Annotated in this window: 12 protein-coding genes; 4 read left to right on the top strand and 8 right to left on the bottom strand. The window is 35.9% G+C overall.

From position 1 onward, the window contains the following. Positions 1 to 862: 862 nt before the first annotated feature. Both IGI49_RS21710 and IGI49_RS21705 read right to left on the bottom strand, forming a co-directional pair. Entirely contained in the window at positions 863 to 1555 is a 693-nt protein-coding gene (locus tag IGI49_RS21710) for a response regulator transcription factor (protein ID WP_429966078.1), read from the bottom strand. After that, positions 1555 to 2898, bottom strand: coding sequence for a sensor histidine kinase (locus tag IGI49_RS21705; protein WP_429966079.1), 1344 nt, complete (start codon positions 2896 to 2898; stop codon positions 1555 to 1557). The genes IGI49_RS21710 and IGI49_RS21705 overlap by 1 nt, the downstream gene beginning before the upstream one ends. 311 nt (positions 2899 to 3209) lie before the next feature. Here IGI49_RS21705 and IGI49_RS21700 point away from each other — a divergent pair, with 311 nt between their 5' ends. Then, the gene (locus IGI49_RS21700) at positions 3210 to 4163 is read left to right on the top strand and encodes a DUF4822 domain-containing protein (protein WP_429965521.1); all 954 of its coding nucleotides are present in this window, start codon (positions 3210 to 3212) and stop codon (positions 4161 to 4163) included. 457 nt (positions 4164 to 4620) lie between these two features. Continuing rightward, positions 4621 to 5073, top strand: a complete 453-nt coding sequence (spx, locus tag IGI49_RS21695; protein ID WP_429965522.1) for a transcriptional regulator Spx — start codon at positions 4621 to 4623, stop codon at positions 5071 to 5073. Between the two features lie 335 nt (positions 5074 to 5408). On the opposite strand, the gene IGI49_RS21690 is transcribed toward spx, so the two are convergent. From IGI49_RS21690 to IGI49_RS21665, 6 genes are all read right to left on the bottom strand, one after another. Continuing rightward, the gene (locus tag IGI49_RS21690) at positions 5409 to 7004 is read right to left on the bottom strand and encodes a PTS transporter subunit EIIC (RefSeq protein WP_429965523.1); all 1596 of its coding nucleotides are present in this window, start codon (positions 7002 to 7004) and stop codon (positions 5409 to 5411) included. A gap of 200 nt (positions 7005 to 7204) precedes the next feature. Further along, complete coding sequence (locus IGI49_RS21685; RefSeq protein WP_207702958.1) at positions 7205 to 7978, bottom strand: MurR/RpiR family transcriptional regulator; 774 nt, start codon at positions 7976 to 7978, stop codon at positions 7205 to 7207. A gap of 77 nt (positions 7979 to 8055) precedes the next feature. Next, positions 8056 to 8238 (bottom strand): hypothetical protein, encoded by a 183-nt coding sequence (locus tag IGI49_RS21680; RefSeq protein WP_429965524.1) that lies wholly within the window; start codon positions 8236 to 8238, stop codon positions 8056 to 8058. A 24-nt stretch (positions 8239 to 8262) separates the two neighbouring features. Then, positions 8263 to 9522, bottom strand: coding sequence for a M20 family metallo-hydrolase (locus tag IGI49_RS21675; protein WP_429965525.1), 1260 nt, complete (start codon positions 9520 to 9522; stop codon positions 8263 to 8265). 424 nt (positions 9523 to 9946) lie between these two features. After that, complete coding sequence (locus IGI49_RS21670; protein WP_429965526.1) at positions 9947 to 11038, bottom strand: ABC transporter permease; 1092 nt, start codon at positions 11036 to 11038, stop codon at positions 9947 to 9949. Then, positions 11035 to 11739 (bottom strand): ABC transporter ATP-binding protein, encoded by a 705-nt coding sequence (locus IGI49_RS21665; RefSeq protein WP_429966080.1) that lies wholly within the window; start codon positions 11737 to 11739, stop codon positions 11035 to 11037. Before IGI49_RS21665 ends, IGI49_RS21670 begins: the two co-directional genes overlap by 4 nt. 173 nt (positions 11740 to 11912) lie before the next feature. On the opposite strand from IGI49_RS21665, the gene IGI49_RS21660 reads away from it, so the two are divergent. Both IGI49_RS21660 and IGI49_RS21655 read left to right on the top strand, forming a co-directional pair. Beyond that, entirely contained in the window at positions 11913 to 12476 is a 564-nt protein-coding gene (locus IGI49_RS21660; RefSeq protein WP_429965527.1) for a TetR-like C-terminal domain-containing protein, read from the top strand. 672 nt (positions 12477 to 13148) lie between these two features. Next, a complete protein-coding gene (locus IGI49_RS21655; RefSeq protein ID WP_429965528.1) occupies positions 13149 to 13901 on the top strand; it encodes a winged helix-turn-helix domain-containing protein in 753 nt (250 codons plus the stop codon). The last annotated feature ends 90 nt before the right edge of the window (positions 13902 to 13991 follow it).

Genomic DNA, 13991 nt, shown 5'->3' with positions numbered 1-13991 from the left:
TTCATTTAATTTATTTTAAACACATTTTCAGATAATCTTATATACCTAAAGCAGAGTAAAATAATTTTCTGAAATCCGTATAGAAGGACATAACTTATTTTTGGCTGTTTCCTATTCATTTTGACTGTTTGCTGCAAGGACTAGAAGTGATTTCCGAGCACGAACTATACAGTATTCTATGAGGCGAGAAAACCACCATTTCCGATCTGAGTCAGCTTTTCAGCATCATTCGATTAAAATAGGATCTGGACTTTCAGGGAGAAGTGATTCTAGCCTTTCGGGTAACAGCTACCAGCTTTCACCTTTTATGTAAAGAGATGCTTCATAACAAAATAGTTGTCTTTTTCAAAACGTTGCACACGCTAAAAATGAAAAAAATAGAAGAGCGAAGTCTCAAAGAGAGCGTTCACTTTTCTATTTTTTTGATTCAGATATATCGATATTTATGCTTATGCTTTTGTATATCTATTTCATCTGCCATAATTGGATCAATTCTCTCATACACATCACTCGACAACCTATGTCCCTTTTTCTCTATTGTTCGATTCGATAAATTCTCCGAGTCAACTAACCCTAACACCCTACCCATGAATATCATTGCTAGTCTTTAATTGTCTTTCTGCTGATACTTTGGAGAATATTGTAGAATTTCTTTCGTCGCAGCTATGTCAGTACGTGCTAAGAAAGTTTTACCAACTCCAATATATTTAGTACATGCATCACAGATCTCTGCGAATCGTTTATATTCATTTGTTTCAATAAACGGTCTTGTCTTATTCGTTAAAACGCCTTTTTAAAGTAAGTTTTTCCTCATTGCCGCAGAAGTGCGATTTTTTGCTAAGCTCCCTACTCTTTACAAAATTTATGCATTAAAGCGATAACCGCTACCCCATAGTGTTTCAATGGGTAATTCAGACAATTCAGTTTTTCTCAATTTTTCACGAATTCGTTTGATATGAACGGTTACCGTCGATACTTCTGTATTTAGAACATCGAAATCCCAAATACGTTCGAATAATTCTTCTTTATTCCATACTCGATTGGGATGTTCCATCAAAAACAATAGCAGCTGAAATTCTTTGTTAGTAAAAATAATTTCTTCTTCTAATACATAAACTTTATGGGCATCGATATTGATTGAAATATCTGCTCGTTCGATTGTTTTTGGCTGGTAAGTATTTCCGCTCAATAATTGATAACGATTCATATGAGCTTTTACTCTAGCAACCAGTTCATTAGGACTAAATGGTTTGATAATGTAATCATCTGCCCCTAATCCAAGTCCACGAATTTTATCGATATCTTCCGTTTTTGCTGAAACAATGATCAAAGGTGTTTGTTTCTTTTCACGAATGGCTTTACAAATTTCAAAGCCATTCATGCTAGGCAGCATGATATCTAAAATAATCAAATCAAAATTTTTTTCTAAAGACAGTTGTAACCCCATTTTCCCATCGTGCTCAATCGAAACATTCATATTATTGATCTCTAAATAGTCTTTTTGAAGTTCAGCGATATCAGGATCGTCTTCTATGATCAAAATGTGTGGCAAAATTAGTGAGCCTCCTTCATTAAAGGTAATTGGATTTTTACGCTCGTGCCTGTTTTGTGCTTACTGTCTATGGAGATACTTCCTTGATGGTGTTCAATAATTTGTTTAGCGATACTTAATCCCAAACCGCTGCCTTTGATCGTTGGGGTCCGGGACTTGTCTGTTCGATAAAACCGATCAAAAAGGTATGGGAGTTCTTCTTCAGCAACCCCGATCCCATTATCGGTGATCGTGAGAGTCAATTCAGTAGATGAATAGGTAATACTAAAAAAGATTTTTAATACGTCTTTTTCTGAATGAGCAAATTTTATGCTATTTTGGATTAAATTAGTAATTACACGTCTCATTTGAATTTCATCCATATTAACCAGTAATTTTTTATCTGGAATGTCAGTTGTTAACTCAATATCTTTCTCCCAGAGATATTCTTCTAAAATTGGTTGAATGAATGAAACAAAATTTGTTAGTCGCAGCTCATAAAGAGATTGATCTAAATCCAGTTTTGAATAGAAGAAAAGTTCTTCGATCAATTCATTTAAAGCGATGCTTTTTTCATGGATCACCTTTAAATAGTGGTTCCTTTTTTCATTTGTGTTAGCAACACCATCTAAAAGTCCCTCAACATAACCCAAAATAGAGGTAACTGGTGTTTTTAAATCGTGAGAAATATTAGCAATCAATTCTTTTCGGCTATCTTCGTCTAGTTCTTTTTGTTGATTGGCTTCTTGTAAGTCTTGCCACATTTGTTCAAAGCTAATTTGTAACTGTTTTACTTCAGATGATAATTTTTGCTCATCTTTTGTGGTAAAAGGATTATTCGTCAGAGTAGGATCACTGATTTTTTTGGACGCTTTTTCTAAATCTTCTAACGGTTCAATGGTTGTTTTTGTTAATCTTTTATTGATATACCAAGCAGCTAAAAAGGCAATGATGATAATCACAATAACTACCCAAATGATCCATCGCGTGATGAATTCAAAGAGGTTGCTTTCTCTTTTTAAAATAATGAAGCTTCCCTTACTTCCATCTAAATATTGAAAATCAGATTTAACATAATGATAAAGTCGACCGGCATTGTCTAAAGTTCCTGTCGGCATAAAATTATTCATTTCATAATCAGGGCTATGAACAATCAAGGATTTTTCAACCAGGTCTTTTGAATAATATGGAAAGGAAGCATTTTTACGGATGACGACTTCTAAGCCTTTGTTTTCAATAGAATGAATGGCTTCTGATAACTCACTGTTCATAGGAAGGGTGAGCAGCTCAGGAGAGCGTTTGACCAATTTATCTAGTGTGATATAACTCTCTTCTTCCGTTTGAGTCAACGGTCGTTGTTTCGTCATCATTTTATATGCCTGCGGAACACTGGGAACGGTGCCTGAAGTAATATAAAAAGCCAAAGACAGTACGATCAGCACAGCACTTAATGTAATAATAATGGCACTTATATAAGAAATAAAAAAACGTCGTTTGATCGTCACAGCTTTTCCTCCTTTACTCTCAATTTCTAATTTAGTGTATCGAAAGAAGTGGAGAAAGGCGAGTGATTTCCTTTAAATCACTAAAGAGTTTATTTTTTGTTCATATTTAAGACAGAAGCAGTTTAGGAAGGGATGCTATTCTAAGGTCATCCAATAGGAAAGAGGGAACAATTATGAAAAAGAAATTGATTTTAATGTTAACGTTAGCAGCAGTTGGCGGCGTTACATTAGCAGGATGCAGTAACTCAGCTTCTACTAAAAAGGTCACTGAAAGTACAGCAACTACATCTGAAAAGAATAAAAATTCGACTAAAGGGGATGACCTAACGACTATTTTAGCAAAAACGGATTGGCAAGGAACACGTGTATATGACAAAGACAATAACGATTTAACAGCGGAGAATGCTAATTTTATTGGACTGGCGAAGTATGATGGGACAACCGGTCATTATGAGTTTTTTGATAAAGAAACCGGAGAAAGCCGCGGAGATGAAGGAACATTCTTTATAACAGCAGATGGTGCAAAGCGCATTCTGATTTCAACCTCGCAAAATTATCAAGCAGTTGTTGATTTGACGGATGTAACGAATGAAAAATTTACTTATAAAAGAATGGGCAAAGATCAAAACGGCAAAGAAGTCGAAGTCTTTGTTGAACATGTGCCCTACGAGAAAAAAGAATTAGCCTTCACAAATGAGCCTCAAAAACTTACCACAAGTACAGGAAAAACTGTTACAAATGAAGATGGTAACCAATTATTAGGTGAAACATTATGGAATGGTACAAAAGTAGTAGATGAAGACGGTAATGATGTCACTGCTGAAAATCAAATGTTTATTAGTTTAGCTAAGTTTGACGCTGCGACTAATAAATATGAGTTCTTTGATAAAACTTCGGGAAAAAGCCGCGGAGATTTCGGATATTTTAAAGTATTAGATCATAATAAAGTTCGTGCCCACGTTTCGTTAGGTGAAAACAAATATGGTGCTGTTCTGGAATTGACTGAACTAAATGATAAACAATTTACCTATACTCGAATGGGAAAAGATAAAGCTGGAGAAGAGATCAAAGTTTTTGTTGAACATAAACCCTATACCGGAGATTTATCACCCGACTTTACTTTTTAAGATTGAGAGAAGTTAAAAGGTTTGCTATTTGCTAGTATTGCGCTACTTTTTAGTACTTGTTAAACAAATAGAAAACAGGCAATACAAAAAAAGGTTGAACGACTATCAACTTTAATGATAAGTGAAGATGCTTATGGAATTGCGATTGCTGAGGATGAGACGATGTATTTGTCTGAGATTTTTACTTTAGAACTAGGATAAGTACCCAGACAAACTTCCAGAAACTTTTGCTCATTGCGCCTAAACCCTAGATGCAGCTGCTGATGTCAGAAAAAATGAACCCCAGAATCACTGAAAAAATCGGAAAACAGTTAGAAGACAGCCTTGAATTTTGTGACCTCCCCCTTCCTTTCCTGAAAAAATTAGATAACCTTAATCAGATCATGGTGGATTTCTATAAAAGATATGTTATTCTATTCCTATGGTTTATCTACAGGCAGAAAGGGGTGTCACTGACATGATTACATTGTATATAGCTTCATATTGTGATTCTTGCAAAAAGGCCCGTTCTTGGCTGTTAGAGAATCGAATTCCATTTGAAGAAAGAAACATTATCAATAACCCCCTCACCAGTGAAGAGCTTAAAGAGCTTCTTAGCAAAACAGAAAACGGAACAGAAGACATTATTTCTATTCGTTCGAAATCCTATAGAGAATTGAATATTGACTTTGAAGACTTGTCCTTTAATGAGTTGATTAAATTGCTGGAGGATTATCCTGATTTATTGAAACATCCTATAATGTTCGACGAAAATAAGCTTCAGCTTGGTTACAACAAAGAGGGGATTCAACAATTTGTCCCACGTAAAGTACGCCGAGCCACTGAAAAAGTATTTTTAACAATTCTTTTAAACGATGAAAATCTTAATAGAGGCAGCTTGGATCTTTTTAAGGAAGAAAAAACGATGTAGCTCATTACAGATGGAATTAGTGGCTATGAAGGAAAACGAAAGTAACTTGAATCATTTTCACCTTCGTGAGAGTTCATTCGATTTGCAAACTAGATGTCCAACAACATCTAAAGCATTGGTAAATATGGCTGAACAAAATCAAAAATACTGCAAGGGTAGTCGATATCACTACCCTTGCAGTATTTTTGTTTCTTGATGATAAGAACGTCAATTAATTCGGAGGTAAACAAAGGTATATCGTTGCAAGATAATGCAGTTTGGTGACACTCACCTAGGAAAAATAAAAAATGCGAATTTTCCTGTTGTCACTATTTTTCACCTAGTAAGGATCACTCTCACTGATTCCTTTTTATTGATTTCATTTCGTTCTTCAAAGAACGTGCCGCATTTTCTACTTTTCCACCATAAACCACCTGGAGGTTCTTCTCATCAATTCTGACAATGCCCATCGATCCGGTTTTCTTTAGCCGCTGCTCATTTATAATACTTGTATCCTCTAACACCAAACGCAAACGAGAAATACAGTTATCAATCTCCTTAATATTATCGAATCCACCTAGTGCTTGCATAATTAAACTTCCTAACTCACTACCTGCCACTTCTTCGTCAGCATCTTCTAAAACATCATCCTTTGAACGACCAGGCGTTTTGATGTCAAATCTCTCAATTACATATTTGAAAACGAAATAATAGACTACCGCGTAAACTAATCCTAAAGCTACGACTAAGTACCACCGGGTATAGGTCCCTTGGAGAATACCGAAAATAGCTAAATCAATCATCCCGCCGCCGGCATTTCCGACAGCTACACCCAGTAAGTTCATGATCATGAATGACAAACCTGACATAAAGGCGTGGAAAACCCATAAAATCGGTGAAATAAAGATAAATGCGAATTCAATTGGTTCAGTAATCCCTGTCACAAAGCTAGTAGCTGCTGCTGCAATCAGCATACCTTTGATCTTAGGTCGCTGTGTTAAATAAGATGTTTTGTACATTGCATAGCAAGCTGCCGGCAAACCAAATACCATAAATGGATGTGTGCCTTGTGTCAGGAAACGTGTAGCATTGCGCATAATTTCCATGTCTTTGACCGGAGCTGCTAGTTCAGCATTGAAAATCGTTAATGCACCCGAAATAGTTTCCCCATCAATCGTAGCTGTTCCGCCAATCGGTGAGAACCGAATCAATTGATTCAATACGTGGTGGAGGCCCGTCGGAATCAACAATCGTTCTGAAAAGCCATACAAAAATGTTCCAATAACTCCAGAGTTACCAATCAAACCACCTAATGCATTAATGGCAGTATTGAAAAATGGCCATACAAAATAGGAAATGATTGATACAATAGGAATGGTCAAGATAATCATAATAGGAACAAAACGATTACCACTAAAGAAACTAAATGCTGTAGGTAATTGTTTGGTATGGTAGCGATTGTGGATCATTGCAGTCCAAAGTCCGGTAATAATCCCACCAAAAACCCCCATCCGATAAGTAAAGGTTCCCAACATAGTTTCATACATATTCGAAGTCTCAACAGCACGAATCTGACTCATCCCGTTTTCCATTAAGTGCTCAACTGTTGTATTGTCAGCATCAATTCCCTTTAGTTTCAACAAATAGTTAATGACTACATGGAATAAAATAAAAGCTATAACTACAGAGAAAGCTGCAATTTCTTTGTCTTCCTGTGACATCCCTATCGCAACTGAAATTGCGAACAAAATTGGTAATAATCCAAACATGGTCCCGACAACCGTTTGGACACCTCCAACAATGCCTTGAATAATCGTTGCATTTGCAAATCCTTCCCCCACCAGAGTAGGATTCTGTAAAATCGATACAATACCTAACAACAACCCCGAAGCAACGATGATTGATAAGGGGCCCATCAATGATTTACCTAACTTTTGGACATAAGTTCTCACAATTAACACCTTCTTTTTCTAGATTGACATAAACGTTTATCTCTCTGTTACAAGGTGAGTATAGCACCCTGAAAAAGCGCTAACAATATGATAGAAGGCTATAAAATCAGTATTCAACGGATGATTGTTCGTTCTTTTTTTGAATGGTCATTCAAAAGTAAAAAGACACGAAAACGTGTCTTCAAACAGCTGAAGAACTCTCAGCTATTCATTTTTTGATAATTGAGGTACCCCTCATAGAGTAGACTCAAAGCAAGGTTTAAGGTACAAAAAGAAGAATTGTTCAATCCATTGACATTATTAATGTTCGTGACTTGATAATACAAGCTGGTATCCGCCAGACTGGCTAGCTTATTCTGACCAAAACGTGTAACAGAAATTAATTGTGTTCCTTTTAATTGAATTTTTCGGACGATTTCTTCTAACGTATTTAATCTTCCAGACAATGAGACAACAAACAGCAAATCTTCATCAGTAATATCATTTGAGATTAATTTCAATTCATTCTTTTCAGGAACAATGATTATATAAATTCCTAGATTCCACATGCATCGGGCAAATTCATTCAGCATCATTCGTTGTCCATGGCCTGTTGCGTAAGCAAAAATCCTTTTCGAACGACGAATGGCTTCATAAATATCTTCTACACTTTTATCATCCTCGAATAGTTTAATCGTTACCTGAACATCCTCCAAAAGGATAGTGGGCTGAAATAAATCACTCATATCCACTCTTGTCTTTTGGTTGCGTACGTATTCCTCTTTTAAAAAATAACGGAATTCACCATACCCCTTAAACCCTAATTTCTTTGTTAAGCGAATAATTGTTGAATCTGATACATTCGCCTGTCTAGCCAATTCTGAAACAGTTTGTTTGATGCTTTTTTCCATATTACGAGTAATGAATCCTAAGACATATTCATCATTTTCATTTAATAGCCCATGATGCTCATTAATCAGTTGTTCGAGTGTCATATCCCCAGACCTCCTCTAAAAAAATTAAAAGCTGTACTTTCATTGTAATACGAAAGTACAGCTTTGATAAGTTTATTTTATACTTTTAATAACAGTTTCCCACTTTTTACTTCATGTTCCGTAAATTCTAAAATGAATTCTTTCTCTTCAGGGAACAAACTCATTATCGTATCGGAAAGCTTCCCTGCTTGAATCTGTTCTGCATCAAAAACAAGCAATGGCTTTCCAACAAATACCTGTTGGTTTTCCTTAACTAACACTTGAAGACTCCCATGAACCGCCTCCTATTCCATCGCAATAGCCATCACTAGATTCAGTAGAACATCGGCACCTTTTTGAACATCTTCAAGATCTGTCCATTCATCAGGATGATGAGTAACGCCATTTTTTGAAGGAATGTAGATCATATTAGTTGGAACAAAATCCGCCATTATCATAGCATCATGGCCAGTCCCATTATTAATAATACGATACGTATAATCCAATCGATGACAAATCTCTTTCATTTTTTCTACATTTCTTTGATCCATCACACTTGGTTCTGTTGGGTTGCTGTAACCGATTCGGGCCATTTCCTCAAGTTCACAACGCACCCCTGTATCCTTTTGAATCTCGACCAACTCTTTCGACATACTATCCTTTACCTCAGCTGGTGTGATGGTTTTTGTATCAAACGTTCGAATCTCCACAAGTGCTTCGACAAAGTGAGGAACAAACTGATTAGAGTTTGGCTCAATGTTCAATTTTCCAACAGTACCTGCAATATTATCTCCCAAAGATAACATCCAATTATTCATGAATAAGACAAAACGAGCAGCTGCAACTAAAGCATCTTTGCGAGTAGTCATCGGTGCTGTAGAATCTTCAGTCTCACCATAAAAGCGTACTTTAAAGCGGCCAATTCCTGGAATAAATTCAACCAATCCAATATCTTTCCCCTCATCTTCTAATATAGGACCTTGTTCAATATGCAGTTCAATAAAATTTTTAATGGTTTTGGGATCTCGTTTAGCTTTTTCCAAATCAGGCTCAACACCGTAGTTTCGCAATGCTGCTAATTTCGTCTGACCATGACGATTCTTAACCGTTTCTAATTCCTTCATAGTTAAAGTCCCCATCATTGCTCGTGAATTTGAAACCCCAGTACTTGGTCCAAAGGTCTCACCTTCTTCTGCATTCATTAAAATGAGATCGATCGGGTATTCATTTTCAAAATTAATTTCTTCAAGGACTCGCATCGTTTCCAGTGCCGTAACAACTCCAGCAGTACCATCAAACTGTCCACCGTTTACGACTGAATCATAATGTGAACCAATCATCACCGCCGGAGCTTCAGTTTTTTTACCTGGTCGTCTTCCAAACAAGGTGGAAAACCCATCCTCCCAAATCTCCAGACCTAGCTTCTCCATTTCATCGATTAGGTAATTTCTCGCTTGACGATCTTCTGTTGAATAAGCTGATCGTGTAATACCTAGTTCTGGGGTCGCATTATATTTTGCCAAGTTTTCAATATCGCTTTTTATTCTCTCAAAATTCGTTTTCATTCGAGCCTCCTCCATTCTTTTCGCTTGTATCGTAACACCAAGAATAAACCGCTACAATTGCTTGGCAAAAAATGACGCTCTATTCACTTTGAGAATATTTCTTCGCAGTCTGATTGATTAATCATTAAAAGTTACAACTGGTCCTCAACTTAAATTTTTGAGTTTCTATAGTCTATTAAGATCGAAAATTAACTGCTTTTTCTGCTAGAATTTTTGAGAGTATACATAAAACACCCCATCCGTTGGTTGTCACAGAAATTGGGTGCATCATTTGGCAAAAAGCTTATCCAGTGTCGGATTTGTTCTTTTTTCTCATTTTTTACTTATAAAAAGAGAACTGCTCACAATGAAAATCGAGCAGTTCTCTTTTTGCTGTTGAAAATCAAGCTTGTCGCGAAAGATGTCAGAGTGAAAAAAAGTTGCTTCACACTTTTCTATACCGCCGTAACCCAACAATATTTAACAATGTAAATCCGACAACAAAGAGAACTAGCACCCCTAAATCAAAGGAAATGGCTGACCAGCCCTGCCCTTTGATCATTACATTCGTTAAAGCTTCTCCTCCATAACTTAAGGGGAAAATGTAGGAAATATACCGGACCCAATCTGCCATACTATCTAATGGAATCAGGCCAGAAAAGAAAACCTGAGGAATAACAACTAAAGGAATAAACTGAATCATTTGGAATTCTGAGTTGGCAAAGGTCGAAACAAAAATCCCCATAGATAATGCTGTCAGTGCGATCAAACTATTGGTTATGATAACCCACAGCAGATTCCCGGCTATTTGTAAATCCAAAATATAGATGGAAAAGAAAACGATAATGAGTGTCTGCAGGATAGCAAATATCCCATAGCCTGTTAAATACCCCATAACAATCTCGCTCCGCTTAATAGGTGTCGCAAGCAAACGTTCTAAAGTTCCAGTAGTTCGTTCCCGTAACAGAGCAATTCCTGAAATCAGAAAAACGAAAAAGAAAACAAAGAAGCCAATTAGAATCGGAAATATTTTATCAAAAAAGGAACTGTCCGCATCACCATATACATAGGTATTTTTGATTGAGAAGTTTTCAACATGTACTTTTTGCCCCGTTTGCATTGCCAGCTTCTGCAAATCTACACTCAGTTTCTTCAGTTTACTTGTAGTAATGATATTTTGGAACAGTGCTTTCACTTTCGCTGTATTGCTAGGGTCCTCATTTTGATACAAAATATGAAAGGTAGAGCCTTTTAGTGTGACAAATGCATCTAAATTGTCGGTCAACATTTTATCCTCACTATCTTTTGCATCACGGTACCTTTTCACTTTTACTTCGTCCGTTGGAAAATTGTCGGTTAGAGCAGCCGGCACCGTCTCATCGACCCCAATTTTAACGTGGGTTTCTGCATTTGTATCAAAGACGACATTCATAAGACTCAAAACGATTATCGGTGCGATAAGCATTAACGCCAAGGTACGCTTATCTCGAGTCAGCTCCTTCACCACACGAGTCAACATTGCTTTGTATCGAATCATTTTGCATTCACCTCTGCTTTTAAGAAGACTTCTTCGATACTGTCTGCATCAAATTTTTTCTTTAATTCATTAGGCGTTCCTAAAACAAAGAGCTGCCCCTCGATGATCAATCCAACGTAATCACATTTTTCTGCCTCATCCATTACATGAGTCGTTACAATGATTGCCTTTTCCATAGCAGCCAAAGTCTGCAGCTGCTCCCAAATAGTCACTCGCAGACTCGGATCGATCCCAACAGTTGGCTCATCCAGCACAATCAAATCAGGATTAGCTAATAATGTAATCGCTAAGGAAAGTCGACGCTTCATTCCTCCTGAGTAGGTTTTCACGGGTTGATTTATGAACTGAGTCAAGTTAACGAGGTTTATGTTTGTATCAATTGCCTGGTCTAGCTCCTTTTTCTTCAGACCCATCAGGTTACCGAAAAAGACTAAATTTTCTTTTGCAGTCAGATCCTCATACAAAGCATCACTTTGTCCCATGTATCCGATCCGGCCTAAAATCTGACGATTTGGCATCGTTGTTCCGAAAATTTCTGCTGTTCCTTGATCTAGTTTTTCCATTCCCATTAAGCATTTAATCGTCGTTGATTTTCCTGCTCCACTGGGACCGATTAATCCTAATATACAACCAGAATCAAGCTTAATATTAACGTTATCTAATATTTTACGTTGATTAAATGATATGGATGCTTGAGTCATCTTTGCAGCGATTTGAGTGTTTTTCCCCACGTGTAATCCCTCCTCATTTTAATGGACATCGTGTGTATTATCTTGTACTCTTTGTAGTATAGAATGATTTTAAAAAACTACAAGACATTTACTGACTTAATGGACACTTGTCAAAAATTGATTACTAACTGAGGTGCTCTTTAATGAAACAAGAAAAAGATATCCGTTATTATCGTACCAAACAGCGGATTACAGCAGCTATGGTTCGCTTACTAAAGGAAAAAAACTTTGATCAGATAACCGTTAAGGATATTTGTGAATATGCCGAAATAAGCCGCAGCGGATTTTATCTACATTACCTTGATAAGTATGATTTAGCTGAAAAACATCAGCTGGAGCTACTGGCTCACGCCAATAAAATCATTCAAACAGCTTCACAAAGTACGATCAAAAGGAATGACTTGATGTTGCATATGCTTAACTACCTGAAAAATGATGGAGAACTATTAGCCCTTCTAATTTCTGATCATGGGTCACCAGAAATTCAGAATCAAGTGAAGCAATTATTGAAAAAGAATGCTCTGAAAAATATAATTGCCCACATTAATATCCAACTGGATACCGAGACAGAAAAGCATTATTTAGTGACCTTTTTAAGCAATGCAATATTAGGCGTTTTGCAGGAATGGATTAACACTGGTCAAAAAGAATCGCCAGAAGACCTTGTGCAAATCATGAATAAAATAGTAAGCTTTGAATTCACATAATAAAGAAGTCAGGACTTTTCACAAAAAAATGGTTTAAAAGCATTTGCGACTAATACCTCTCACAATCACTCGCAACGTTTAACGATCTTTTGGTATTCAAAAGTATTCAAAAAAAACTACATCCACCATTGCCCTTCAACATATAAAATTACAAGCTTACCATCAAGAAAAGAAAAAGTTTTTAAAGCCGCAAAGTAACAACTCAACGAAAAAATACAACCGATTAAACAACTAACACTAAACGAAATTTATTTAAATTGAATCATTTGTTCCCACATGCTGCTTTTAAGAAAAAAAGAGGTTTTTTAGAGGATTTTATCATCTGAAACGTTTTAAAATGTTTCAGATGATAAAACCATAATTCATCTATAGGAAACTATTTTACTTCAAATTAGAACCCTCACGAAAAAAATCTTATCTATGCTGAAAAACAGCTAAAAGCAAATTTATATTAATAGTTATACCGTTATTCCAAAAAGTATATTGCCTTTCGGCATATAAAATTACAAACTTACCATTAGATTAAATCTATCAAACACTTGAACCTTCAAGAAAAGAAAAAGTTTTTAAAGATGCAAAAAAACAGCTCGATGAACAAAACATCCATTTCATATTAAGGTAAAACAATAATTATATGGAAAGTCTAAAAATTTAAAATAGAGGTGCCCCCTTATGAAACACGTATTAATTTTAACTAGAAATGTTTTATCTGAGGAATCATTAATTCAGCAACTTCATTATTTAAACTATGAAGTGTTATGTTCAGCTCACCTTATTCAACCTTTAGAAGATGGTAAAATTTTGCCTGTAATTTCTTATTTTAAAATAGTGATTATCAGCGAAACTATAAGCGACAATGAAGTCGTAAATATTTTACCTACTTTGAATTCTTATGGATTGGTCGTTATTCGGGCTGGTGAATCTCCTTCTCCCGATGAAAAGAGAATGTGGAAAGAAAATGGCATCCTTCATTGGATTAACAAACTCCCTTCTGTAAAAGAATTAAGGGAAGGATTAGCGGAAGCCGCTATTATATTGGAGGAAAAGATAGGTAATAAGGATCATTTTAAAAGCTTTTCTACAAAACATGTTATACCTTTACACGCTGGAAATTTAAGAAGTGTTTATATGAATTTTACTAAATCTCAGAAAAATATATTCGACCGTTTACTATGGGCACAAAATCAAGAAACTATTTTGTCACGAAAAGATTTGTGTGATTATTTATGGAACGATGGTATTACTAATTCTAATTTGAGTCAGTTGTCCTGCTTAATCCAAAAAATTAGAAATAAATTTAAACAATGTGGCCTTCCTTATGATGTCATTACTACCGTATGGGGAAAAGGCTATGAATTAAATGAGGAATTTTATCAATGTTGGCTAACGGAAGAACAAGAAATGTCTTTACAGAAAAACGTATGACGTAAAATAAATTCATTGGAGGAGAAAGACCATGAATATTTTTAAGCGGACTAGTAAGCATATTCTACTATGGAAAAACAAAATATAATA

Origin of the sequence: Enterococcus sp. AZ071 (genome assembly GCF_050499065.1) — a bacterium.
Classification (GTDB): Bacteria; Bacillota; Bacilli; order Lactobacillales; family Enterococcaceae; genus Enterococcus_A; species Enterococcus_A ferrettii.
This window is presented reverse-complemented; position numbering and strand designations above follow the sequence as displayed.